The 25,221-nt window shown below is 69.4% G+C and carries 20 protein-coding genes; 5 read left to right on the top strand and 15 right to left on the bottom strand.

From position 1 onward, the window contains the following. Position 1: 1 nt before the first annotated feature. From ABD292_RS13720 to ABD292_RS13705, 4 genes are all read right to left on the bottom strand, one after another. Positions 2-727 (bottom strand): ABC transporter ATP-binding protein, encoded by a 726-nt coding sequence (locus ABD292_RS13720; protein ID WP_344207546.1) that lies wholly within the window; start codon positions 725-727, stop codon positions 2-4. Next, positions 724-1,467, bottom strand: a complete 744-nt coding sequence (locus ABD292_RS13715) for an ABC transporter ATP-binding protein (protein ID WP_344207545.1) — start codon at positions 1,465-1,467, stop codon at positions 724-726. Before ABD292_RS13715 ends, ABD292_RS13720 begins: the two co-directional genes overlap by 4 nt. Then, complete coding sequence (locus ABD292_RS13710) at positions 1,464-2,768, bottom strand: ABC transporter substrate-binding protein (protein ID WP_344207544.1); 1,305 nt, start codon at positions 2,766-2,768, stop codon at positions 1,464-1,466. Before ABD292_RS13710 ends, ABD292_RS13715 begins: the two co-directional genes overlap by 4 nt. Positions 2,769-2,987: 219 nt before the next feature. After that, entirely contained in the window at positions 2,988-3,806 is an 819-nt protein-coding gene (locus tag ABD292_RS13705; RefSeq protein ID WP_344207543.1) for an IclR family transcriptional regulator, read from the bottom strand. 80 nt (positions 3,807-3,886) lie between these two features. Here ABD292_RS13705 and ABD292_RS13700 point away from each other — a divergent pair, with 80 nt between their 5' ends. Beyond that, on the top strand, positions 3,887-5,368 hold the full coding sequence (locus tag ABD292_RS13700) for an aldehyde dehydrogenase family protein (protein ID WP_344207542.1): 1,482 nt from the start codon (positions 3,887-3,889) through the stop codon (positions 5,366-5,368). Here the strand turns inward: ABD292_RS13700 and ABD292_RS13695 are convergent. Further along, on the bottom strand, positions 5,331-5,861 hold the full coding sequence (locus tag ABD292_RS13695) for a MarR family winged helix-turn-helix transcriptional regulator (protein WP_344207541.1): 531 nt from the start codon (positions 5,859-5,861) through the stop codon (positions 5,331-5,333). The two genes, ABD292_RS13700 and ABD292_RS13695, sit on opposite strands and share 38 nt — an antisense overlap. 103 nt (positions 5,862-5,964) lie before the next feature. Here ABD292_RS13695 and ABD292_RS13690 point away from each other — a divergent pair, with 103 nt between their 5' ends. Continuing rightward, positions 5,965-6,876: a dioxygenase family protein gene (locus ABD292_RS13690; RefSeq protein WP_344207540.1), complete on the top strand. Its 912-nt coding sequence runs from the start codon at positions 5,965-5,967 to the stop codon at positions 6,874-6,876. Positions 6,877-7,008: 132 nt separating this feature from the next. Here the strand turns inward: ABD292_RS13690 and ABD292_RS13685 are convergent, their stop codons facing one another. The 7 genes from ABD292_RS13685 to ABD292_RS13655 form a co-directional block, all read right to left on the bottom strand. Further along, positions 7,009-7,185, bottom strand: coding sequence for a hypothetical protein (locus ABD292_RS13685; RefSeq protein ID WP_344207539.1), 177 nt, complete (start codon positions 7,183-7,185; stop codon positions 7,009-7,011). A gap of 172 nt (positions 7,186-7,357) precedes the next feature. Further along, positions 7,358-9,064: a hypothetical protein gene (locus ABD292_RS13680; RefSeq protein ID WP_344207538.1), complete on the bottom strand. Its 1,707-nt coding sequence runs from the start codon at positions 9,062-9,064 to the stop codon at positions 7,358-7,360. Beyond that, entirely contained in the window at positions 9,061-9,786 is a 726-nt protein-coding gene (locus ABD292_RS13675) for a hypothetical protein (protein WP_344207536.1), read from the bottom strand. Before ABD292_RS13675 ends, ABD292_RS13680 begins: the two co-directional genes overlap by 4 nt. Next, positions 9,783-10,412: a hypothetical protein gene (locus ABD292_RS13670; RefSeq protein WP_344207535.1), complete on the bottom strand. Its 630-nt coding sequence runs from the start codon at positions 10,410-10,412 to the stop codon at positions 9,783-9,785. Before ABD292_RS13670 ends, ABD292_RS13675 begins: the two co-directional genes overlap by 4 nt. Positions 10,413-10,517: 105 nt before the next feature. After that, positions 10,518-10,646, bottom strand: a complete 129-nt coding sequence (locus tag ABD292_RS13665) for a hypothetical protein (RefSeq protein WP_344207534.1) — start codon at positions 10,644-10,646, stop codon at positions 10,518-10,520. Between the two features lie 588 nt (positions 10,647-11,234). Beyond that, positions 11,235-11,459, bottom strand: a complete 225-nt coding sequence (locus ABD292_RS13660; protein ID WP_344207533.1) for a hypothetical protein — start codon at positions 11,457-11,459, stop codon at positions 11,235-11,237. An 812-nt stretch (positions 11,460-12,271) separates the two neighbouring features. Further along, complete coding sequence (locus ABD292_RS13655) at positions 12,272-15,316, bottom strand: AfsR/SARP family transcriptional regulator (protein WP_344207532.1); 3,045 nt, start codon at positions 15,314-15,316, stop codon at positions 12,272-12,274. 292 nt (positions 15,317-15,608) lie between these two features. Here ABD292_RS13655 and ABD292_RS13650 point away from each other — a divergent pair, with 292 nt between their 5' ends. Together ABD292_RS13650 and ABD292_RS13645 are read left to right on the top strand one after the other, a co-directional pair. Beyond that, complete coding sequence (locus ABD292_RS13650; protein WP_344207531.1) at positions 15,609-20,489, top strand: LamG-like jellyroll fold domain-containing protein; 4,881 nt, start codon at positions 15,609-15,611, stop codon at positions 20,487-20,489. A gap of 86 nt (positions 20,490-20,575) precedes the next feature. Further along, positions 20,576-21,451 carry a hypothetical protein gene (locus tag ABD292_RS13645; RefSeq protein ID WP_344207530.1) on the top strand — a complete coding sequence of 292 codons (876 nt, stop codon included), beginning with the start codon at positions 20,576-20,578 and terminating at the stop codon, positions 21,449-21,451. Positions 21,452-21,573: 122 nt separating this feature from the next. Here ABD292_RS13645 and ABD292_RS13640 read toward each other — a convergent pair whose 3' ends face one another. Both ABD292_RS13640 and ABD292_RS13635 read right to left on the bottom strand, forming a co-directional pair. After that, positions 21,574-22,215, bottom strand: coding sequence for a response regulator (locus tag ABD292_RS13640; RefSeq protein WP_344207529.1), 642 nt, complete (start codon positions 22,213-22,215; stop codon positions 21,574-21,576). Next, positions 22,212-23,297, bottom strand: a complete 1,086-nt coding sequence (locus ABD292_RS13635; RefSeq protein WP_344207528.1) for a sensor histidine kinase — start codon at positions 23,295-23,297, stop codon at positions 22,212-22,214. Before ABD292_RS13635 ends, ABD292_RS13640 begins: the two co-directional genes overlap by 4 nt. Before the next feature lie 123 nt (positions 23,298-23,420). Here ABD292_RS13635 and ABD292_RS13630 point away from each other — a divergent pair, with 123 nt between their 5' ends. Beyond that, on the top strand, positions 23,421-24,209 hold the full coding sequence (locus ABD292_RS13630) for a CPBP family intramembrane glutamic endopeptidase (RefSeq protein ID WP_344207527.1): 789 nt from the start codon (positions 23,421-23,423) through the stop codon (positions 24,207-24,209). On the opposite strand, the gene ABD292_RS13625 is transcribed toward ABD292_RS13630, so the two are convergent. Then, positions 24,187-25,179 (bottom strand): LacI family DNA-binding transcriptional regulator, encoded by a 993-nt coding sequence (locus ABD292_RS13625; protein WP_344207526.1) that lies wholly within the window; start codon positions 25,177-25,179, stop codon positions 24,187-24,189. The two genes, ABD292_RS13630 and ABD292_RS13625, sit on opposite strands and share 23 nt — an antisense overlap. Between the last annotated feature and the right edge of the window lie 42 nt (positions 25,180-25,221).

Raw genomic sequence — 25,221 nt, 5'->3', positions numbered from 1 at the left:
GTCAGTCTTTCCCGTCCTGCGTGAGGTCGCCGATGCCGAAGTACGCGTGCTCGACCTGCTCCGCGGTGAGCTCGGCGGGCCGGCCGGCCAGCACCGAGCGGCCCTCCAGCAGGCAGTGCACCCGGTCGGCGACGCGCAGGGCCTGCGAGACGTCCTGCTCGACGACGAGCGCGGTGGTGCCGGCGGCGACGATCTCCGGCAGCGTCTCGTAGATGCGGCGCACGATGACCGGCGCCAGGCCCAGCGACAGCTCGTCGACGAGCAGCAGGTCGGGGTTGGTCAGCAGGGCACGGCCGATGGCCACGGCCTGCTGCTCGCCGCCGGACAGCTGCGCGGCGTTCTGGCGTCGCCGTTCGGTCATCCACGGGAACAGCTCGTAGACCCGTTCCAGGGTCCAGGGGCCGCCGCGCTTGCGGTAGGTGCCGGTGAGCAGGTTCTCCTCGACGGTGAGGGAGCGGAACAGCCGCCGGCCCTCGGGGACCAGCGCGATCCCGGCCGAGACCCGCTGGTGGGCGGGGGAGCGGGTGATGTCGCGGCCCGCGAGGTGCACGGTCCCCGACGTGGGGGCGTTGAGCCCGGCCAGGGCCCGCAACAGCGTGGACTTGCCGGCGCCGTTGGCGCCGATGACGGCCAGGACCTCGCCGCGTTCCAGCTCCAGGCTGACGCCGTCCACGGCGCGCAGCAGGCCGTGGTGCACGGTGAGGTCGCGGATCGACAGCAGGGTCACGATCCCTCCCCTTCCATGACGCCGCCCAGGTACAGCTCGCGTACCTTGGCGTCGGCGAGCACCGCGACCGGCTCGCCGTCGGCGACGACGTCGCCGCCGGCCAGGCAGATCATCCGGGAGACGGTCTTGACCAGGGCGTGCACCACGTGCTCGATCCACACGATGCCGAGCCCGTCGGCGTGCAGCCGCCTGATCACCTCGACCAGCTCGGCCACCTCGGGCTCGGTGAGCCCGCCGGCGACCTCGTCGAGCAGCAGCAGCCGGGGGCCGGTGCCGAGCGCGCGGGCCACTTCGAGGCGCTTGCGCTGCAGCAGGGTGAGCCGCCCTGCGGCGGTGTTGGCCAGGTCGGCCAGGCCGGTGCGCTCCAGCACGTCCATGGCCTGCGACCAGGCCTGCTTGCCGTGCAGCCCGGCGCCCTGGTGCGCGCACACCAGGACGTTCTCGAACACGGTGAGGTGGCTGAACGGGCGCGGCACCTGGTAGGTGCGGCCGATGCCGGCGCGGGTGCGGGCGTGCGGCGGGACGCCGGTGACGTCGCGCCCGTCCAGCCAGACCGTGCCGGCGTCCGGGCGCAGGTCGCCGGAGATCATCGCGAACAGGCTGGACTTGCCCGCCCCGTTCGGCCCGACGATGCCCAGCGCCTCGCCCGGTCCCAGCGACAGGGCCAGGTCCCGGGCGACGGTCACCTGACCGAAGCTCTTGGACAGGCTCTCCAGGCGCAGCAGCGGTGCGGTCATCATGCGCCGGTCGGCAGCAGGTCGCCCCCGATGGGGACGGCCTTGTTGGGGGTGTTGTCGACGATGGCCACGTCCCAGGGGAACTTGGTGCCCTTGCGCCACTGGCCGCCGACCGGGTGCTGCAGGGCGATGCCGGGCTTGGGGCCGGCGGTGAAGTCCAGGTCGCCGCTCATGCAGTTGATCTTCATGGTGCGCAGCTTGTCGGCCACGTCGTCGCGGTCCTTGGGGTCGCCGGCGTTCTTGAACGCCTGGACGGCGATCTCGAACAGCGAGTAGACCGAGCCGAGCGCCTGGGTCCACTGCTTGCCGGTGGCGGCGAAGTCCTCGGCGAGCTGCTGGGCGGTCTTGCCGTCCAGCGTGGATTTGTACGGGTGCGCCGGGCTCCACCAGAAGTCGGTGGCGATGTTGCTGGCGAGCTGCCCGAGGGCCTCGGCCTCGGAGGGGAAGAGCATGACCTTGGCGACCGTGGCCAGCTTCGGCCTGAAGCCCTGCTGGCGGGCCTGCTTCCAGAACGTCTGGAAGTCGGGCGGGATCGGGGTGCAGGTGAACAGCTCGGCCTCCGACGACTTGAACTTCGCGATCTGCGAGCTGAAGTCGGTGACGCCGTTCTGGTACGCGCCGCCGTCCACGACCTCGTAGCCGGCCTTGGTGATCATCGGGCCGAGGCCCTGGCGGAAGGCGTTGGCGTCGGTGTCGTTGGGCCACAGGGCCGCGACGTTCTTGTTGCCCACCTCCATGCGCTCCCACATGGGGAAGAAGCAGTCGGCGAACTCCTGCATCCCGAAGAAGAACAGCGTCGTGTACTTGAAGCCCTCGCCGTCCTTGCCGCCCCGGCCGTTCCACCACGCCTCCCAGGGGGCGATGGTGGTGACGTTCGGGATGCCGTTGGCCTCGCACTGGTCGGCCACCGGGTTGGTGGTGTCCGGCGTCGAGGAGCCGACGATGAGGTCCACCTTGTCGCTGTTGATGAGCTGGCGGGTGACCTCGGTGGCCCGGTTGGGGTTGGACTGGGTGTCCTTGACGATGATCTCGACGGTGCGCTTCTTCCCGCCGGCGGTGAAGCCGCCCCGCAGCGCCTCGGTGACCTGCTTGACCACGAAGTTGTCGGCGGTGGCGAAGCCGGCCAGCGCGCCGGTCTGCGGGCTCACGTACCCGATCTTGAGGACGTCGGAGGACGAGGCGCCGGTGCCCTTGAGGCCTCCGCAGGCGCTCAGCAGCGGCGCCCCGCCGATCGCGGCGGCGCCGAGGCCGACCGCGCTGAGGAAGGATCGGCGGTTCATGCCGCCGGGGGAAGCGTCGCTCACGCGAGGACTCCTTATGCCGGACGATGTCCCGTCCATGGCGACGCGCGCCGCGGGGACATTCGAGGAAGGGGAGGGTCGGCTGCCGGCCCGGCTCGTGGCCATGGCGCGGCTCCGACCTGCGGAATGCCGTGAAGGTGACCCCGACCGTACGGCTCCGTTAACACCCGTGCAACAGGACGTCCGAAGGGGTAGAACGCGAATTCACTGACTGGAACGCGGCTACGCCGACGGCCGGTAGCCGAGCCGCCGGGAGATCTCCGCGGCGGTGCGCCGCAGCGGCGCCTCCAGCCGCCCGGCCAGCGCCTCGACGGTGGTCGGGGCCATCGTCAGGTAGACCGCGATGTTGATCGCGGCCACCACGTCGCCCGAGCGGTCGCGCAGCGGAGCGGAGAACGAGCGCAGGCCAGGGGCGAGCTCCTCGTCGTTGACCGCGATCCCGTTCTGGCGTACCTTGGCCAGCGCGGCCAGCAGCTGCTCCCGGTTGGTGATGGTCTTGGGCCCGCGGCGGGCCATGTCGGTGCGGTCCAGGATCTGCCGGAGCGCCGCCGGGTCCCGGTAGGCCAGCAGCACCTTGCCCATCGAGGTGCAGTAGGCCGGCAGCCGCGAGCCGACGTGCAGGTTGAGGTCCATGGCCAGGGACGTGCGCCTGGTGCTGCGCCGCCGGTCCACGTAGACGACGTCGGGCCCGTCGGCGACGGCCACGCTGGTGGTGAACCCGGTCTCGTCGGCCAGCGCCTGCAGCAGCGGCCCGGTGACGCGGGTCAGCTCCATCGAGTCGATCGCGGCGAAGCCCAGGTCGACGGCGCGCGGGCCGAGGAAGTACTTCTTCGTCTCCGGGTCCTGCTGGAGGTACTGCAGCGAGGTCAGCGTGGCCACGTAGCGGTGCGTGGTGCTCTTGTTCAGCCCCACGGCCCTGGCCAGGTCGGCGATCCCCAGCACCGAGCGGTCGCCGGTGAACGCGTCCAGGATGCTCAGCCCGCGCTCCAGCGACACCGAGTGGGACGCCGCGGAGGTCCGGGCCAGCTCTTCATCGGTCACAGGGGTCAGCATATGATTCCAGCGTTCCAGTCATCCGAATGCTTCTGATGCGAACACGTCGAACGAGAGGACCACGGCACATGGCCCGAGCGGGGAGCGACTGGCGCAAGTCGCGATTCGGGCACTTCATCGGCGGCGAGTGGGTGGCCGCCGGCTCCGGCCGTACCTATCCCGACCACTCGCCGTGGTCCGGCGAGGTGCTCGCCGAGGTGGCCGCCGGCGACGCCGAGGACGCGCAGGCGGCCATCGCCGCCGCGCACGCGGCGTTCCCCGGCTGGTCGGCGCTGCCGCCCGGGCGGCGTCAGCGCGTCTTCCTGCGCGCGGCCGACATCCTGGACGGCAGGCGCGGCGAGATCCTCGACGCCCTGGCCGCCGAGACCGGGTGCGGCCGCTACTTCGGCGAGGTCCAGGTCGACTTCGCGCTCAAGCTGCTGCGCCAGGCCGCCCAGCTCGCCTACCAGCCGACCGGCAGCCTGCTGCCGTCCGACGTCGAGGGCATGCAGGCGATGGCGGTCCGCCGCCCGGTCGGCGTCGTCGGCGCCATCGCGCCGTGGAACGCCTCGCTCACCCTGTCGGGACGGGCCGTCGTCGGGCCGCTCGCCCTCGGCAACACCGTCGTGGTCAAGCCGTCGGAGGAGGCCCCGTACACCGGCGGCGCCCTGTGGGCGGAGGTGCTGCACGAGGCCGGGCTGCCGGCCGGCGCGCTCAACGTGGTCACGCACGCCCCGGGCGAGGCCGGCGGCGTGGCCGACGCCATGCTGGCCAGCCCGTTGGTCAAGCGGGTCAACTTCACCGGCTCCACCCCGACCGGCCGGCGCCTGGCCGAGAAGGCGGGCCGCCACCTCAAGCGGGTCGTGCTCCAGCTCAGCGGCCAGAACCCGCTCATCGTCACCCGCGACGCCGACCTCGCCTACGCGGTGAACGCCGCCACCTACGGCGCCTTCATTCACCAGGGCCAGGTGTGCATGTGCGCCCGGCGCATCTACGTGGAACGGCCGCTGGCCGACGCCTTCGCCGAGCGGTTCGCGGCCAAGGTGGCGGCGCTGCCCACCGGCGACCCGCACGACCCGGCCACCGTGGTCGGCCCCGTGATCAACGAATGGGCGCTGGCGCTGCTGGACCGCCGGGTCAAGGAGGCCGTCGAGCTCGGCTCCCGCGTCCTGGCGGGCGGGGTGCCCCGGCCCCCGTGCTACCCCGCGACCGTGCTGACCGACGTGCCGGACGAGGCCGAGATCGCGCAGGGCGAGACGTTCGGCCCGGTCGTGGTGCTGGAGGCCGTCGACTCGGCCGAGGAGGCGGTGACCCGCGCCAACGCCTCCGACCTGGGCCTGGCCGCGTCCGTGATCACCGGCGACCCCCGTCACGGGCTGAGGCTGGCCGCCCGGCTGGACGTCGGCATCGTGCACGTCAACGATCAGCCGGTCAACGACGAGCCGCAGATGCCGTTCGGCGGGGTCAAGGACAGCGGCTGGGGGCGGTTCGGGCTCGGGTTCGCCGCCGAGGAGTTCAGCGAGCTGCAGTGGGTCACCGTCCGCGACCAGGATCGCGCTTTTCCTTTTTGAGCTGTTCGTCGTAGCGGGTGTAGATCGCCGCCGTCGTCCCCGAAGGGTCCAGCCTGGCGAGGACGGCGTCGGCGATGGCGGCGAGCTGGTCGAGCTGCTCCGGGGTGAGGGCGTCGACGACGTGGTGGTGGACGGTTTCCACGTGGCCGGGGGCCGCCTGCCGTACCTTCTCCCACCCCTCGTCGGTGAGCCGGACGTGCGTCGTGCGGCGGTCCTCCGGGCGGGAGAGACGCTCCACCAGGCCCCGCCCCTCCAGGCGGGTCACCACGTGGGAGAGCCGGGGGAGTGTGGCGTTGGTGCCCCAGGACAGCTCGGTCATGCGCGAGGTCCGTCCGGGCGTCTCCGACAGCGTCGCCAGCACGTAGTACTCGAACTCCGTCAGGCCGGCGTCGCGGCGCAGCTGGGCGTCGAGCACGCCCGGGAGCAGTTCGAGCACCGCGCGCAGCCGGACCCAGGCGCGCAGCTGCGGCCGGTCGAGCCAGGGAGTGTCCAAAAGAATCCGTCCTATCCGGGAATGGTTGTCGCGACAAGTTTGCTACCCATGATGATCCTGCCCCGTGAAGCACATCGCAGCCCCCCGGCCTTAAGGAGCCTCCATGCCCACGCCCGCCCCCTCCCCGACCGCCGCCGCCGACGCCCGCATCCCGGCCGCGCACCCCTTCGCCGCCCACCTGCGGCGCGCCGCCGCCCTGGAGGCCGCCGACCCGCACCGGGCGTGGACGCCGCAGGACGGGCCGCTGCCCAGCCTCTACCTGTCCCACGGCGGCGGGCCCCTGCCCTTCCAGAGCCCCGAATGGCTCACCCCGCTGCACGACTGGGCCCGCTCCCTGCCCAAGCCGAAGGCGATCCTGGTCGTCTCCGCGCACTGGGAGTCCGCGCCGCTGTCGGTGAGCGCCGACCGGCCCGACGAGCTCGTGTACGACTTCGGCGGCTTCGACGCCCTCTACTACACCTTCCGCTACGACACCCCGGACGCCGGCGAGCTGTCCAGGCAGGTGACCGGCCTCATGCCGGACACCGAGCACGTCCACCGGCACGGCCGCCGCGGCCTCGACCACGGCGCCTGGGTCCCCCTCAAGATCATGTACCCGGCCGCCGACATCCCCGTGCTCCAGCTCAGCCTGCCCACCGAGGACCCCGACCGGCTGCTGGCCATCGGCGAGCGGCTGCGCCCGCTGCGCGACCAGGGCGTCCTGGTGATCGGCTCGGGCCACATGACCCACGGCCTGCCGTTCCTGACCAGGGAGATGTTCCAGGGGAACGTGGTGCCGGGCTGGTCGTCCGACTTCGACGCCTGGGCCGCCGACGCGCTGGCCCGCGGCGACGTCGCCGAGCTCGCCCGCTTCCGCACCGCCGCCCCCGGCATGCCGTACGCCCACCCCACCGTGGAGCACTTCACCCCGCTGTTCGTCACCCTCGGCGCCGCCGGCGACCCCACGGCGCCGGTGGTCACCAGGCTCGACGGCTACGGCGTGGGCCTGTCCCGCCGCTCCTTCGAGGCAGCCTGACAGTCGCCGTCGCCCGGGCCCCGTCAGCGCCACCGCTGCTGATCGGGCCGGTTCACCCGGTTCGGGGAGCGGGTCTCACGCGGTCAGTTGTGCCGTCCCCATCCTCTGCTCCGCTGTTCCTTCTGCACCTCTTCACGTGCGGGCCTTGAGCGCCTCCGCGCTGGCCGTCCTGCCGACCCTCTCGGCGTCTCTGATGGCCTTCTTCGCGAACCTGTCCTGGACGTTGAGCTCGCGCAGCCGGGACTCGTTCACGTGCGCTTGGTGCTGTGCGCTCTCCTCCGACGCCTTCTGCGCCTTGGGAGGCGGCATGTTGTCCGCGGAGCCTCCCCGCCCGAACCAGCCCCTGGCTTCCAGTCGCTGGCCGCCTGCCCCGGCGTAGGCCGGTGGCGGGCAGCCGGGGCGTTTCATACGGCGGATCAGGTTCTCCAGAGGTTCGACGACCTTCCGCCTGCTGGGGGTGAGCACGTTGCGCTGTGCGTGTTCAGGAGGGTGCCGAGCGTGGGCGCAGGTCCACGACGTCCACGCCGGGCGGGCCCAAAGAGCCGGTTCCGGAGATGACAATCTCGAAGTAGCCTTTCGCTTCGAGGCCCCCCGCGCCGCTGCTGCCATCTCCGTGGTTCTGGGCGAAGAACGCGCTGCTGCCGACCGGCTTCTGGGGGAAATAGGTGAAGAGAACGCCCTGCCCGGCCCAGGAGTCGTGGGAGGGGCCGTTCCACCATTCGTAGGCGGTTTCGGCGTGGGAGTGGGTGAACAGTAAAAAAGCTGTGGGGGATTCGTCGCTGTAGTTGTCCTGCTCTTGGAACCAGCAGTGCGATCGGGGATGGATCTCTTTTGCGTCCGACGTGTAGGACTCGCACCTGACGTCGAGGTAGACGATCTGGCGTTCGTGCGAACGGACGAAGGCTTCGAAGGCGGCCGCGCCGGTCTGCGTCGTCGCGTCGACTCTCAGCCTTGGGATCTCGGTGACGGTGTACCGGTAGACGCCATATCCGGCAGCCGCGGGGAGCAGAACCACCGCGAGTGCCACGAGGGCGCGGCCTGTGCGCCAGCGTCTGGCGAGCCTGCCTGCATCCTTGAGATCGTCGGCGAAGACGATCCCCGCGGGATCTCGGGCGCTTGCGAGATCGCCCTGGTTCTCCCGGGGCGCCACCAGACGCCAGCCCCTACGGTGGGCGGCTTCGACCTTGTCCTCGATGTCGCCCACATGGGTCAGCCGACCGTTTTCGTCGATCGCTCCGGTGACTGCGGTTCGCGGCCTGGGCCCGCGGAGGAACCCGCGCACCGCGGCCACAGATGGGCGGCGCGACGCGGGCCTGCGCAGGAGTTCACGCAAGGCCAGCGCGAAGGCCGCGCCGAGCGAGGGTCCTTCCACCGACGGCACCGGAGCGCCGTTGACGACGATCCGCCACAGTACACACCGCCCGCCCCGACGTCCCGGCGAGGCGTTCCAAGCGACGGCGAGCGCGTCTTCGAAAGCGCCGTCGGCACGTATGCCCGCCATCGTCCGGGGATCGGGGAAGAGACCGGCGGGTCCGCCCGGGTATTCCCACAGTTCCAGGCTTCCGGCGGCGCCCTTCTCCGCGCCGTCTTCTCCAGGCGTACCGAAAACGACCGACATACGGACGACGTACTGTGACTGTTTGTCTTCTCTGGCCAGCCGCAGACCGGTCAACGCGACCATCGCCCGGACCGGATCGTCGCCGAGCCTCTCCAGGGTGCGTACCAGGGACTCCAGCTGAGGCCGCAGGGGAAGGTCGGCCGCGGCGATGCCCTCGCGCCCTAGCAGCCCCGCGCCGCCCGGCCTCGGTGGAAGCGCCCCGGCGGTGCTCCAATGATCGACCACCGGTTCAAGGACGTATGGCCGCTCGCCATCGGTAGCGCCGAGCGCCTGGGCCACGAGCAGAGTCATCGTGGCGGAGTCGGTCACCGCCCGACGTTCGTCGGTGGTTCCGGAGGCGTGCGCGGCGATCAACGCCAGCACCGCCGAAGCCTCGTCCTCGGCCAGCCATTCCGGCTCGTGGGCGACCGCCTCCTTGCAGCAGTTCCACCACAACCGCTCGGGTCCCGTCAGATCCCAGACCACCTCGCCGGGAGAGCACCCGTCGGCTCCTGCCTTCAGCCCTGCCAGCCGCCGGTGCAGTTCTGCTCGGTGAAGCAGGTTCGTAGCGCCCTCTTTGACGCTCGTCATGGCATGTATCCGAGAATCATGGTGCGAGCCCGTTCATCCACCTGGTCGGCGACGTCACGCCAGGCGTTCAGGGTGGCCTGGCTCGCCGCAGCCGCCACTGATGTGCGGGCAGTGTCCAGGTTCCAGGCCGGAATCCGACCCGCGGAAACCGGCCGAGATATCTGCCAGCCAGCCTCGGGATCGTATCCGGCCAACCCGATGACGGAACTGGCCGGCCCCAGCGGTGCCCGAGTGAGCGGGATGAGGATTTCCTGCTCGGTGTCGTCCCCGAGACGCCGATACCAAACGGAGAGGACGACCGGAAGATCAGCGGTCTCCGGTGAGATGACCTCCAGCCGGTAGTCCGATCTCTGGGCGTCGGCCTCGCGGCCGTCTATCCGGTGCAGCAGGAGCTCCAGCCGATCCGGCCCGGAGACCCTCAGGACGACGCCACCCGACCCGGCGGCCGTGACCACGCCCCTCCTGGGCGGTAGGGGAAGGCGGAAGCGTCCGGATTCCGGATCGTGCTGGGCTTGTGGCCTCACCCGGCGGCGTGCCGGGCCGGGATCGGGTTCCAGCTCCTCCTGTCCGGGACGCGGCGCTTCGAGGGGGACGTCCAGGAGCGAGGCCCAGTACCGCTTCCAGAAGCCGTACCCGTCCCATCCGCGGCGAGCCACTCGAGCGGATGAGGGGGTCCGCGTGTCGACGAGCGACCTCCAGTAGCGGTTCGCGAACCCGGTCATACGCCACTCCCTTCGGCGAGGGAGGGCTCCTCCACGGGCTGGACAGTGGCCGGGCTTCGCGCCGTCCCGAACCGTCTGAGCAGGGCCGGACCGGAGGCGCCAACGACGACCGCGGCCATCCAGCCGGTCAGTTGGTCGCGCAGCAGCACCCCCGCCACGGCCCCGATGACGACGCGGGTCAACGCGACCAGCGTGTCCGGATACACATCGATGTAGTCGAGCAGCCCTGGCAGCTCGTCCTTGCCGGACGTGCGAACCCGCTCACGATCTTCTCGCCAGGCGTTCAGCTTCCCCCACAGCGCGACACCTTCGACGATCGCCCCGCCACCCGCTCCCGCCCCCATTGCGACAAACCAGTCCAGCATGGCCCGCCCCATCGTGCCTCGTGTTCGGCTCGTTGCGGAGAGTGTCTCATCCGGAAATGTACTCGGGTAGCGCGATTCGCCAACCGGGACGGGAAAGTCCGCAATCGGCCGCCGGTTTGTGCCGAACACGACGTCCAGGTGCGAGCTGACGAGCGCCGCGCCTCGCCAGATCCCTCCCCGCAAGGTGTCGGCGATCGGACGGACGAGGAACGGGATCGGCGTCCGCGGCGACAAGGACATCCGCTGCTGCGGCGAGGCCATGCCATCAGGGGCGCGCTGCCGGACGACGGGGTAGGGGCGCCGGGTCAACCCTCCCTCCGCGCCCGTAGGAGCCGACAGCTCCTCGCCCTCGTGCCGTCGCGTTGATCAGGCGGCCTTGCCGCGGGCGATGAAGAGCTTCATGTCGGTGAAGTCGACGGTGATGTTGTAGGGCTTCCAGAAGCAGTGGGCGAACCAGCCCATCGAGTCGAAACCCGCCCCATAGGGCCAGGGCACGTTGACCGGCTGGTTCGGGTTGGTGGTGCAGTAGACCTCCTTGGCGACGGCGTTGCCGAGGCGGATCTCGTTCGGGTAGCAGGGGTAGCCGGGTGGCTTTGGGCGAAAGTTCCGATTCTGCCGTCGTAGCCGGTGCGGACCCCCAACCGATTGGCCGTTCCCCCTCGCAGGCCCGCGGCGATCTCGCCGACTCTGCCGAGGTTCACACCCACCACCCGTGTGCCGGAGCCTGCGGCGCCGGTGAAGCTGCCCGTACTGTGCAGGTACTGCTCACGAGCCAGCCACAGCGGCAGGGGTGTGGTGCCCGCCCGTCTGGCGGCGGCGCGTGCCTTCCGGGCCGTTTCGGGGGTACGACGGCGCAGGATCAGCTGCCGGTCCGCGTAGTTGAAGGTGGTCAGCAAGTGGTGGAAGACCCACGTGCCGATCAGGCCGTCGCTGTCGGTTTCGACATCGTCGCCCGACTCCGTCGACGACCAGCTCACGGGGATGTTGCGCAGTTCGATGCCGCTCGACTTGATGGAGCCCAGTATCCCGTAGTGGACCCAGATGGGGCTGTCCATGAAGTCAATCTTCTGGCTGGCGACGGGGCTAAGCCCGGCCTCCTTGGCCACCGACGCGCGCCATGCTCAGATTCGGGGCGCCGGTGTAGAACGTGAAGCGCTTCGCCGGTCCGCCGTTGACCGAGACCTCCACCAGCGGCATCGGGTCCATCTGCTGGAATGCCACCCGCGTGGTCCCGCCGTGGATCTGGTACGCCTCGCCGCTGACCGCCGCGAACCACTTGGCGTAGCCTTCTTCCCCGGCCGCTTTCAAGTGGGGTGCGGACAGGGCGAACTTGTCCTGCCGGATGTAGCAGTCGCCCAGGAGGTGGTTGGTCTCCTTGTCGCCGGGCGCCAGGTCGAGTCCCGTCTCGAGGTGTTCCTCGGCGTTCGGGGAACCGGTTGGACAGCAGCCCGAGGTAACCGCGCCGGCGGGCCGCGTGCAGGCTCCTGGGGTCCTTCTTCAGGATCTCCTCGTACGCGTGGCCGGCCTGCTCGAACTTGCCGGCCTCGAACAGCGCGTCCGCGTCACCGCAGCCGGTTGACGCGGTGGCCGCCCCGTCCAGCAGCGGCGCGGCCGCGGCGGCTCCGGCCAGCACGGCCGCGCCGCGCAACAGCGAACGCCGGTCCCATTTCCCGTCATCAGCCACGCCTTCTCCTCATCGTGATCATCTTCGCCATGACTTCCTGTTCGACGGACCGGCAGAACGCCACGGCCGGTTCGTCCCGGCCGGCTTGAGGAGGGCGACGCCGTGATGCTGGGAGCGCCCGGCGGCCGACTGCCTCTACTGTCGGCCGGGCGTGTCTCTGCCTCGTCCGCGCCGTGTCATGGTCGAGTCGCGGCCGCGACCGACGGGGGTAGCCGTTGACTAACCTGCCCATACAGGAGACAACTCGCCCATATTCGGCGGCGCGGCGTCGTAAGTGGGGTGGCCCGGTACGGGTCGGCCTGTCCCGCTTCCTTGAGAGCGGCTCGCCGGGTTTCCACCTGGGCGCGGCTCGCCTCGACGTATCTGGCCCGGCCGGTCTCAGTGATGACGGTGCAGACGCCGCGTTGGCCCGCGGCGCCGTGGGCGAGCTCGACGGCTACGGCGTTGGCCTGTCCCGCCGCTCCTTCGAGGCGGCCTGACGGCCGACGCCGCCTAGTCGTTCGATCACCGCTTTCGCTTGGGGGACGCCCATGGGCTCCAGGATGTCGAGCGCTTCGCGGAAGAGACCCTCGGCCTCGTCCGGCCGGCCCAGAGCGTCATGGGCGTCGGCGACCGCGTGACGCGTGACCCCCTGCAGGTACCGGTCGGCGAGGTCGTCGGCGATGTTCAGGGCGAGCCGATAGTGCGTCAGCGCCTCCTCGGCGTCGCCGACGGCGAGGTGGTGGTGGCCGAGATCCAGCAGGATGTCGCATTCGCTGGTGCGGTCGCCGTCCTGCCTGATCAGGGCGAGCGCGCGCAGGAGCAGATCAAGTGACTCGGCGAGACGACCCTGCTTGCGATGGACCCGGCCGAGGCCGTTGAGAGCCTGGGCCTCGATTCTGCGCTGGCCGATCTCGCTGTTCAGCTCCACGGCACGCTCGTAGGCGTCCAGAGCCCTCGCGGAGTCGCCCATGTCGTCGTAGATGTCTCCGAGCAGCGCGAGCGTGTAGCCCTCGTCAGCGGGATTGCCGGCCGCGCGGTCGTAGTCGAGGCAGCTGAGCGCCCCGGACAGGGCGTCGTCCAGCCGCCCCACCCGGCGGTAGGCCATGCTCAGGGCGAAGGTCGCCAGGATCTCCCCCCGCTCGTTGTGCAGTCGCCGGTACAGGTCGATCGCCTGCAGACTGTCGGAGATGGCCTGACGGAACTCGCCGGTCCAGAGACGGCTGTAGCCGATCCGGTAGGTCGCGTATGCCTCGCCCACGGCGTCTCCGACCGCACGGCTGAGGTCCAGGGCCTGCTGCTGGTACTCGATGCCTTCCCGCACGCGCCCCGCGAAGAGGCAGGCCATGCCGAGAGCGTTCAGTACGCGGCCTTCGCCTTCCCGGTCCCGCAGCTCCCGTGCCGCCTCCAGCGCCAGCCGGAGGCTCGCCAGCCAGTCGTCGATCCGGTTCCTGAGGTAGAAGAAGTAGTCGAGGGCGTCCACGAGCTCCCAGACGTGCGCGTGGGAGCCGTGCTGCACGGCGTACTGGATCGTGGCCATGAGCATGGGGTATCTGAGGTCCAGCCACGCCGCCGCCGGGTCGAACCCGTCGAACACCGGCACCTCGTGCACGGGCTTCGCGCATTTGGGCTCGCCGGTGAGCTCGGCGTAGACCTGATGCATGGCCGCCCTGGTGGCGTACACGAGCCAGTCGAAGAGCTGGGACAAGGCGTCGTTGCGAAGCCGTTCGCTGTCGTGGGCGTGGCTGAGCTCGCGCGCGAAGAGCCAGACGAGATCGTGGAGCACGTAGCGTCCGCTGCGGTTGCGGTAGACGAGGTGGGCGCTGACGAGCGCGTCGATCGCCGAGGCGATCTCTTCCCTGGACTCCCCGGTCATGGCGGTGATCTCGTCGGCGTCGATGTCCGGGCCGGGGTGCAGGCCCATCATCCGGAACGTCCTCTGGTGTGTCTCGGCGAGCCCCTGGTAGGACAACGCGAACGCGTGCCGGACGCCGACGCGGGGGTCGCCTTCGACGTTCAGCGCGGTCAGCCGGTCACGCCCGATGAATCCGGCGACGAAATCGGCGACGGGGAGATCCGGCTGACCGGCCAGGTGGGCTGCGGCCAGGCGGAGCGCCAGCGGCAGGTGACCGCAGAGGCGGGCCATCGACTCCACGGCGTCCCGCTCGCGGGCGACCCGCTCGTGACCCAGGATCGCGCCGAGCAACGCCATCGCCTCGTCGGGCGACAGCACATCGAGGGGAACGGCATGCACGTCGTGCGTGGCGACCAGCCCGCGGAGCGACTCCCGGCTGGTGATGATCACCTTGCAGTGCGCGGAACCGGGCAGCAGGGGCCGGATCTGATCGGCCCTGGCCGCGTTGTCGAGCACGACGAGAAGCCGCCGGTCGGCCAGCAGCGAACGGTAGAGCGTTTCTCGTTCCCCCGCCCCGGGCGGGATCGCGTCCTGTGCCACGCCGAGCCCGTACAGGAGCTGGTGCAGGGCCTGCATGCTCGTGACCGGCTCGCCGGGGGAGTGACCGTGGAGGTCGATGTAGAGCTGGCCGTCCGGGAACAGGGACATGCGCCGGTGGCTCCAGCGGGTCGCCAGCGCGGTCTTGCCGACTCCCGGGGCGCCTGTGACGATGGCGATGCTCACCGAGGCGGCCTCGCCGGACAGCAGCCGCCGATCCAGCTCACGGAGACTGTCCTCGCGGCCGGCGAAGCGGACGACGTCGGCGGGCAGCTGGCGTGGCCGCACAGCCGGTGGAGGTGCCTGGTGGGGTCTTTCCTCGGGAGCGGCCGAGAGAATCGCCTGGTGCAGCGCGCTCAACTCCTCGCCCGGCTCCAATCCGAGCTCCTGCCGCAGGTGGTGCCGCCCGATCCGGTATTCCTCCAGCGCCTCCGCCGTCCGGCCCGAACGGTGGAGTGCCGTCATCAGCTGGCCACGCAGCCGCTCCTGAAGGGGATATTCGGCCACGAGGTGCCGTAATTCGCCGATCAGGTCCGCATGGCGGCCTAGGGCGAGATCGGCTTCGATCCGGTCCGCGAGGGCGGCGATGCGCAGCTCCTCGAGCGCGGCGCCGTCCGTGAGCAGGAGCTCGTCACGGGTGCCGGCCAAGGCGGGGCCACGCCACAGGGCCAGCGCCGCGCGGAACTGGTCAGCCGCCTGCCGGGCGTCACCCGCGGCCAGGGAGGTGCGTGCCGCCCGTGTGCCGGCGCCGAAGACGTCGAGATCGGAGCCACCCGGCGGTATGTGCAGCCGGTATCCCGCGGGGGTGCCCGACAGATGAGCGGGAGTGCCCAGCGCCCGCCGCAGCGACCACAGATGGTTGTGCAGCAGTTTCCGGCCCGAGGCCGGGATCTCCGTCCCCCACAGCGCGCTCAGCAGCCGGTCGTGGGACACCACCTGATTGCCCTTGAGCACCAGGACCGCCAGCAGCGTCCGCTGCTTCTGACCGACGATCGGGATCGACCTCCCGTCGCGCCACAGATCCACTGGGCCCAGGACCCGGTATTCCACCTGCCCTCCTCGCAACGCTCAAGCTGATCCCGACAGCGAAGGTCGTGCGCATGGCCGCCGCGGTGGGGCTCCCGGATCTTCGCAGCTCCAACCTTGGATATCAGATCGGCACGACAAGATCGAGAGTTGTCGAGGTCAAGATCAAGAGCGCTGGGCCGCATGCTGCCACCAACCCTTTACAACCTCCTGGATTGAGGTGTCAGTGAACCAATTAGGCAGATCGGCGAGGCGGACTCGGCCACCTCGCCGGCTAGCACTGGCCACGGCGCTCACGGCCACGGCGGCATTGCTCGTGGCCGGCCCATCGGCCGTCGCCCAGGCCGAGCCCGAGCCGGCCGCGAAGGCCGCCCCGACGGCGACCGCCTTCCCCGCCCCCAAGGATCCGGACGCGCCCTTGCGGGCGGCGCTCGCGGAAGCCAAGAAGCAGAACAAGCCGGTCGCCGTCGAGGAGATCTACACCGAGGCCTCCCGTACGTGGGCCCACCCCGACGGTCACCTGACGACCGAGTCGTACGCGGGCCCCTCCCAGCTCAAGCAGCCCGACGGAACGTGGGCCTGGCTCGACACCACCCTGGTCGAACAGGACGGTGTACTCAAACCCAGGCTGACCAAGGCGAAGGTCGCGTTCTCGGCCGGCGGTGACGCGCCGTTCGCCTCCATGGAACGCGGTGAGGGGCAGCGATTCGCGCTCACCTGGCCGACGAAGCTCCCCAAGCCGACGATCAAGGCCAACGTCGCCGAGTACCGCGACGCGGCGGGCCCGGGAGCGGACCTGGTGGTGACCGCGCTGCCGACAGGGTTCCGCCACGACGTGGTGCTGCGTGAGCGGCCGGCCGGGCCCGTGGAATACCGCATCCCGGTGGAGACCAGCGGGCTGAGCTTCGCGGAGCGGAAGAACGGCGGCCTGCGGCTCAGCGACGGCAAGGGCAAGGTCGTGGCGGAGGCGCCCGAGCCGGTGATGTGGGACAGCAGCGGGACGTCCCAGCAGAGGAGGGGCGGCCCGCGGCAGGCGACGATCCCCACGGACGTGGTCAAGGAGAACGGGCAGAGCGTGCTCGTGCTGAAGCCGGACACCGCCTGGCTGTCCGACCCGGCGACCACGTTCCCCGTCGTGGTGGACCCCACCTCGACAATCACGGTGACCACCGACACCGTGCTCAGCTCCCTGTGCGCCGGCGCGTGGGACAAGCCGGGCTCGACGACGTTGAAAGTCGGCGGTCAGCGCGCGTCCTGCGGCACGGCTGACGGCTTCGACTACAGCCGGTCCTATCTCAGGTTCGACGTCAGCTCCTTCACGAACAAGCCCGTGCACTCGGCGTCCCTCCAGCTGTTCAAGTCGAACCACCTGGCCTGTCACCAGCGTGGCGAGGGTTCAGGCAAGGGCGTCATCTACGCCGGCTACCTGCAGGACTCCTGGACCCCCGGCCGCATGCAGTGGCCGAACAAGCCGGCCAACACCATCGAACTGACGAGCTCGGTGTGCGCGTCCACCACGACGCAGACGATGAGCTGGCCGGTCACCAACTGGGTCAAGCGCTGGGCCGGCGGTGCGCCCAACAGCGGCATCGAGCTGCGCGGCACCACCGAGAGCCTGGTCAACAGCTGGGACTCGTACTGGGCCGAGTTCCACTCCGCGGAGATGACCGGCACGGGGGCGAACCCGCCCAAGCTGATCGTGAACTACTTCCTGCCCCCGGAGATCCCCACGGTGACCGCCGAGTCGGTCGATTCACTCGACGGGGACCACGCCATCGTCCGGACGAAGTCGGTCAAGATCGGCTACAAGTCCGCCTCGGTGGACGGTAGGAACATCGACTACTACGCCTCCGTGATCGACTCCACCGCGCCGCTGCCCACGTGGACCACCGGCGGCGGGGCCACCGGCCAATGGAGCTTCAACGAGTTCACCTACGGAACCGACTCCAGCGGCAAGGACAACCCTCTCGTCTTCCCGCTCGGCACCGATTCCGAGATCGACGGCAAGCAGGGCAAGGGGCTGTTGCTGACCCCCACGGGCGGCAAGCTCGCCTTCGGGTCCACGCAGAGGCCGGCCGTCGACACGGGCAAGAGCTACTCCGTGGCCGGCTGGGTGCGGCTGGACAGCCTCGCCAACTCGGCCGACCTGCTCAGCCAGGACGGCACCCGCAACAGCGCCATGATCGTGGGCTACGACAGCGCGGCCCGCAAGTGGACCTTGGAGGCGTACCATGCCGACACCGACGGCAGCGCCGCCAGCCGGATCGTGTCGACGTCGGCGGCCCAGGCCGGGGTCTGGACCCACCTGGTCGGGGCTTACGACAGCGCGGCGAAGAAGCTGCGGCTGTACGTGAACGGGGCACTGGCCGGCGAGAGCGACCACACGGCCACGCCGTGGAAGGCCACGGGGAGCTTCAACCTGAACCTCGGACTCCGGGCCGGCGTCGTCATGTCCACCCGCAAGGTCTCCTACGACGAGGTTCGCGTCTATGACCGGGCCCTTAACGAGACCGAGGTGAAGTGGATGACGTCCCTCACCCCGCCGACCAACGCCGGCCTTCCTTCGGGGCAGGCGGCCTCGCTGACGTACGACGTGGGCAACGTCGACTACTTCAGGATCTCCATCAGGGCCTGCCTGACCGGCGTCAACCCGCCCACCTGCAACGAGAGCCCGTACTACCGGATCTCGACGGACGCGCCGCTGCTCCCGACGGACACCGAGACGGGCACGGCCGATCCCATGCGGCCGATCCTGTCCGGAATGGTGAACCGCCCGTCCGGCGGATCCCTCACGACCAAGTACTACCTGTACGACGGCAACGACGTCCCGGTGGGTGCTGTGCCGCTCGGTACGCGTACGGTCAGGGGCGGAGAGCGGGCCTCCTTCCAGATCCCTGCCGACACCGTCCGGCCGGGCGGCACGTACAAGTGGCAGATGACGGCCTGCGCGAGCGGCGCAACGGCGACAGACGAAATCTGCACCTCGAAGACCGCCCCGGTGTCCTTCACCGTCCCCGGCACGCCTCCACCCGATCCAGTGGAGGATGTCCGGCGGGTGACCTTGGGGAAGGACAGTTTCGTTATCAAGGCCGCAAAGACTGACCCGACCGCCTGTGACGGGGCATCGTGCCCTGTGGCCGACGCTACTTCGATGCGGATTGGCGGCACCGGGATCGACAAAACTGCGGCGGCAATCGGGTTTAATCTCGACGAACTGCCGGATGGGGCAGCGATCTCCGAAGGCATCCTCAGGCTTGGCTCGGCCACCTGCGGGGGAGCCGTCTGCCCGACGGACACCGTCATCACAGCGACGCCTTTGAGGAATCCAGTCACCGGAGAGAGCAAAGGGTCGGATCTGTCGGCCGATGCGGACAGCAGCGGCAATTTCTCCTTGCCAATCGGGGATGCTAAGGCCGACATAGCCGACGACGCTTTCCGGTGGCTGCTGCTCACCTCCAACAAGGAGACGGTCACAATATTCGGCGAGGCGGGGGTGGGTGAACAGCCGTCACTTGCGCTCACCTATGTGCCTGCGAGGCCGCCGAGCAATGTGCTCAACCTCGTGGCGCAAGCAGGCGATGCCAGTGCAACCGCCAGTTGGGGCTTGCCCCTGGACAATGGAAGCATGGCGATGCTCGACGGCTACGACGTCGAGGTGACCGACAGCACTGGCACCGTGTTGAAGACGCTAGAGGTCCCGGACCCGTACGTGGCCATCAGTGGGCTGACAAACGGCGAAGCCCACACAGTGAGAGTACGGGCCAAGACCGCATTTGGGCAGAGCGACTGGGAGGCGACAACGGTCACTCCGAAGGCCGTGCCACCGCCTCCGGCACAGAACGCGGCTAATTCGTGCATCCCGTTCCGGGATGGAGCGCAGTCGGCGACCAGGGCTGCTGTCGAAGAGTCTGGGGCTCAGGAGTACATCAGTCGTGTCAAGGCCTACTACCAGGCGCAGGACGCTGTACTGGAGGGCCGGGCCGACACGATATGGGAGGCGTCAGGTGTGACGCCTAGCGCTCCGAACACAGCAAAACTGTCCCTGCTCAACACCGCGCTCGTCGAGGAACGCGAAGCAACGCAGCGGGACGGTGAGCCACGGAGTAATTCGACTGTCGCTCTGGTCAACCCTGTTGTCCAGGCTGGCGCCAATGGAACTGTCCGTGTCCTGAGTGTCGTGAAGCGGGAGTGGACGGTCACCACCTCGGACGGAGCCAGAGCCAGCAAATCCGTCATGGGCGCATTTGGAACGGTGACTCCAGCCGATTCCACCATCTCTATCTTCGTCTTCGACCATTGCGGAGACATGACCGAAATCCAGGTCCCTCTTCCAGCATACTTAGATCCGACGGACAGCCTCGACCCCTGTGCAGGGCTCATTGGCCCCGATGGTTCTGAGCAGCGTGTATGTGGAGTTTCAGAAGAAGCGGTCGGCGGCGGAGCCACGCCACTTCCTCTTCCTTCGGCCGGAAAGTCAAACAAACGCTGCACGAACAACACTCGGCAGACCTACTGCGAGATAATCCAGAGCCTCGGACGCAAGAACTGGTTCATGCAGTCGTCCGTGGTATCCACCTGGAAGGCTTGGGACGACGCAGAAAATCCGTTCAAATCCTGGTCTGCCCAGCGTTTCGAGAACTGGCTCTACATTTATCCGGGAAACTCCAAGGAATGGAGTTCGAAGAACACGTTCACCACGAACCTTCTCAAGGCTTTGAAGAAGGCTTACGAGATCGACGACAAGAAGACCAAGGCAATGGAGATGCGGGCAGGGGCCTGCTACGAGCACAACCTCGAGACGACGGAGATAGGTGCGGGACTCACCATCGGTGCCGGCGAGGCAGCCGCCGATGTAGGGCTTAACTATGGCCAGACTCAAGGGGAAACGTGCATTGACCGGGCGGAGAACAATTGGGCGGAAACCCAGCCCAGCTTCGTTGCCGACAAGGCCAATGATTCTGCCATCTGGATTCGCTGTACGGCGCGTTACCTAAATTCCTGCAGTATCGATCGTTTCACCCACAGGATGGTCGGGCGGCTGAAGGTTGACTTCGCCGTCAAGAGCGCGAAATACCTGGTAGTCGCCGAGCATGCCTATCGCTGCGCGGCCGAACGGCGGAACACCGGCTTGCATGCCGCGCTCCGGCACGCCGGCTGTAGCGTCTCAGATCCGACTATCATCGGAGGTCTGAACTAGCAGGTATATGAGGGTTGGGCGCTCCGGTTTCCGGGGCGCCCAACCCGTGGCCGGTCTGAATCACGCACGCAAAGGGCAGGATTGTCATGCTGGACAGCTTGAAGTTCAGGTCGATCATCGGCCTGGTCGCTCTCCTGTTTGCTGTCGTGGGCGGCATCGGCATCTTTCAGCTTGTAGGGCCATGGTCCGAGTACGTCGACGCAAGACGCGCGCGACTAGTGCTGGTCAACGCATTCAACCTGGTCAACCCAGGCTATACGGTCGATTACTTCGGTATAAAAGACGGGGACCTTGAGATTCATCCCAGAGGCGGCACGGTCACCATCCCTGTCAGTGCGCGCTCGTCCTATCTCAGAACCCTGAACCATCAGTGGCATAGATTCTCGGTCAGGATGGAGCTGTACTCGGACATGAAGATAGAGGTGCCTTCTTTGGAGGCAACGACCACCGGCATGGCAATAGAAGCCGTCAGCGACGACACTCCAGATGCAACCTCCAGTACGTCTGATTATGCACGGAAATTGCTCGCAATAACGGAAGAGCCTTTCGCTGTGACCGCGGTTGTGAAGTTGCGAGCTCCCCAGCCTGAGGAGAACGTCGCCCACGCCTGGGGCATCTGGGACAGCAGAATCGGTGCAGTGATGCTCGCGCGCCCGAACGACCGCGCGAAGCCAATCACGTGGCACGGCGGTACCTGCGACGCGATGGGCTTTCATTGTGGTCCCGCAGAAGACCTGCGTACTCAGCAGTTTCAGCAATGGACCAATTCGCTCAGCGAAGATGACGCTGATGCACTCGCGGCCTTCGGATTCAATCTACAAGAGCTTCGAGACAGCTCAGTCAATCCTCTCATCAGTGGATTCGTCATCACAGCCGCACCGAAAGATATCCGAGGTCTGGAGGACGATCAACGAGTGCAGTGGATTCGCATAACAGACGTTGCACTGGACTATTCGAGCTGATGTCAATCGTGCCCATCGCAGCTGTGTCGCTTCCCGGCAGAACAGGTGCGGACGGGCCTGGACCGGCGCCCGGGTGCGTCCCTTCGGCCGGCTCAGCCCTCTCGCGGGATCGCTCGGCGAGGTCAGGGCCGGCGCCCGGTCAGCCGCAGAGCGAGCTGGGTGCGGTCACGCAGTCCCAGTTTGCGCAGCACGCTCGACACGTGGTTCTTCACCGTGCCCTCCGTGATGTGCAGGCGGGCGGCGATCTCCCTGTTGGCGGCCCCGGCGGCCACCATCCGCGCCACGTCGAGCTCCCTGGCCGACAGCAGTTCCTCGCCGGGGAACGCGCCGTGCGCCGGTGTCCTGCGCAGGTCGGCGACAAGCCGGGCGGCGATCGGGCTGCTCAGCACGGTCTCGCCGCGGCCGGCGCGTACGATGGCGGCGACCAGGTCCTCGGGTGAGGAGTCCTTGAGCAGGTAGCCGACGGCGCCGGCGCGCAGCGCCCCGAAGATGTAGTGGTCCTCGTCGAAGGTGCTGAGCACGATCGCCGCCACGTGCGGGTGCTCGGCGGCCAACCGGCCGATCAGCTCCACGCCGTCCATGCGCGGCATCCGGGCGTCCACGAGCGCCACGTCGGGGCGGGTCTCGCCGATCGCCTCCAGGGCGGCCAGCCCGTCGGCCGCCTCGCCGACGATCTCGATGCCGTCCTCGATCTCCAGCAGTTTGCGCAGCCCCTGCCGCATCAGTTCCTGGTCGTCCACCAGCAGCACCCGGACCGCCCTCACGACGGCAGCTCCGCGCGCAGCTCGAAGCCCACGGTACGGTTGCCGCTGGTGAGGCTGCCCCCGAGCGCCCTGACCCGGTCGCTCAGCGAGCTCAGGCCGAACCCGTGGCCCTGGCCCGCGCCCTTGCCGTCGTCGGTGATCGCGAGCACGATCCTCCTCTTCTCGAACGTCAGCGTGCCGCGTACGGACCGAGCCTCCGCGTGCCGTACGGCGTTGGTGAGCCCTTCCTGCAGCACCCGGTAGAGCACCAGCTCGGTGTCGGGGTCCAGCGGGCGTTCCGTCCCCTCCACCGCGAAGGTCACCGTGACGCCCGTCCCGGAGAAGGAGTCGGCCAGGCGCTGGAGCGCGGCGCTGCCCAGCTCGCCGTCGAGCGCCAGCGGGCGCAGCGCCCGCACCCAGCGGCGGGCGTCGGTCAGCGCCTCCTGGGTGAGGTCCTTGGCCTGGCGCACCTCCTCCCAGGCCGCCTCGGGCCGGCGTTCGCGGAACCGTTCGGCGTTCACCAAGCCCAGTTTGATCACGGTCAGGTGGTGGCCGATCGAGTCGTGCATCTCCGCCGCGATCCTGGCGCGCTCCTCGGCGACGGTCAGCTCCCGTACGCGCTCGGCGAGCCGCCTGGCCCGCAGCACCGCCGACGCCATGCCCATGGCGAAGGCCCCGAGCAGCGCGACCACCGCCAGGTCGGCCAGCGTCTGCACGAGCGTCCTGCCGTAGAGCACGGGGGGAATGACGACCATGATGGCGGCCAGGGCGGCGAGGATGACGGTGGCGATCCGCATGCCGTACACCAGGGCGAGGTTGGCCACGCCCATGAGCACCAGGGGCGCGTGGGTGCCGGCGGAGCCGACCAGCCCCAGCGCCAGAGTGCCCGCCAGGAAGGCGGGGGCCGCCAGGACACGCCCGCGTCCCGGCCGCCACGGCATGACCACCCACAGCCCGCACAACAGCACGACGTCGGCCAGGAACAGGACCCGGTCCCGTACGGCGGCGGGCAGCATCAGGTTGATCACGACCGTGGCGCCGAGCACCAGCCAGAACACCACGCTCAGGAGCGCCGGCCTGTCGGGATCGCGTAACCACGCCATACGACCAACCTACGGTCGCGGCGGGTCCGTGTGATCCATCGGAAGGCACCATGACGATGGTCATGGCGGGTTCTATCTCAGGCTCGATGTGCCACACGTCCGTGCCTGCCTAGCGTTCCTCGCATGAAGACTCTCTGGACCGTCCTGCTCGCCGTGGTCCTCATGTTCGCCCAGGTGACCATCGGCTCCACTCTGCCGTCGCTGTTCCTGGACCGTACGGACCCGCTGCTGCAGCCCCTCGGCGCGCTCGGTGTCACGCTCGCCGCGCTGGCTCTGGTGTGGGCGGTGCGGCGGTTCGTGTACCGGCGGCCGTGGCCGGCGCTGGGCTGGCGGAAACCGTGGCACATCCTGATCGGCGTGGCCGCGGGCGCGCTGCCGGTGCTCGCCGCTTTCGCGACGGCCGTGGTCGTGGGCGCCGGGACCTGGATGCCGATGGACGCCTCACTCCTGCTGACGGCGCTGCCGCTCGCCGCCGTCGTGCTCCTGCTCGGGCAGGCGTTCCCGGAGGAGCTGCTGTGGCGCGGTCACGTCTTCGACAGCCTGTCGCCGCGGTCGTCGCCACGGGCGATCCTGATCATCACCTCGGTCGCGTTCGGTTCCCTGCACCTCGTCTCCAACGGCTCGGGGAGCACCGTCGGGGACAAGCTGCTCTACGCGCTCATGGCCACGTCGCTCGGCTTCGCGGCCGGGGCGGCGCGGGTGCGCGGCGGCGGGCTGTGGATGGCGGCCGGCGTGCACTGGGGCTTCCACCTGGCCCTGCGCAGCGCGCCCGTGCAGCCGGAGAGCTTCGGCATCGTGCTCGTGCTGATGGCCGCCGGGTTGACGCTGGCGGGAGCCGTCCTGATCAGGGGGCAGGGCGTGTTGCGGCCGGACCGCCGGCAAGCGGATCTCAGCAGCCGCAGCTGCGTCTGACCACGAGCGGGGCGTGCGCGGCGGGCGCCTGGAAGGCGGGGTCGAACACGAGCTCGACGGCGTGCTCGGCCATCGCGCGCAGCGGCTGCCGGGTGACCGTCAGCGCCGGGGCCGTGTGGGCGCTTTCCGGGGTGCCGTCGAGGCTGATGAGGGCGAGCTCGTCCGGAACGGCGAGCCCGCAGGCCCAGGCCCCGGACAGGATGCCGATGGCCTGCTCGTCGGTGGCGGTGACCAGCGCCCGCGGCACCGCGTCGTCGGCGACGAGGCGGCGGATCAGCGCGTCGGCGTCGGCGCGGGTGTAGGCGCAGCGCAGGAGCAGGGCGTCGGGATCGTCGCCGGCGAGGGCCTGCCACGCGGCCCGGCGCCGGCCGACGGGGCCCCCGTCGTGCGGGCCGGACAGGAAGGCGACGCGTGCGTGGCCGTGCCCGCGCAGGTGCGTGACCGCTTCCTGCGCCGCGTGCCGGTTGTCGGCCTCCACCAGGGGAGCGCGGCCGCCGTCCGGGCCGTGGTGCACGTACACGATGGGGACGCCCGCCGCCTCGGCCTGGGGGGTGACGTCCTCGCCGCCGTCGGCGGAGACGATCACGAGCGCGTCGGCCTGGGCGGCCAGGAACCGGTCCACGAGCCGCCGCTGGCGCTCGGCGGAGTAGCCGGCGTTGCCGATCAGCACGAGCCGGTCGCGCTCGTCCAGCGCCCGTTCGACGTGCCGGGCGAGGTCGCCGAAGTAGGGGTTGGGCGAGTCGGCCAGGATCAGGCCGACCACCCCGGTCGTACGGGAGCGCAGCGCCCTGGCGATGCGGTTGGGGCGGTAGCCGAGCTCGGCCGCCGCGGCCAGGACGCGCTCGCGCGTCGCGGCGGCGACGGCTCGCGGGCCGTCGTTCATCACGTAGCTCACCACCGCGGTCGAGGTGCCCGCCCTGCGGGCCACGTCGGCCATGGTGATCGTCGGCTTGTCTGCGCGTGGTGCCATAGCGGTTTACATTCTCGCATCTAATCGCTTAGATAGGGCCCT

The organism is Nonomuraea bangladeshensis (assembly GCF_039529455.1).
Lineage (GTDB): Bacteria > Actinomycetota > Actinomycetes > Streptosporangiales > Streptosporangiaceae > Nonomuraea > Nonomuraea bangladeshensis.
The sequence above is the reverse complement of the archived record's forward strand: the minus strand, read 5'-3'. Positions and strand labels throughout refer to the sequence as shown.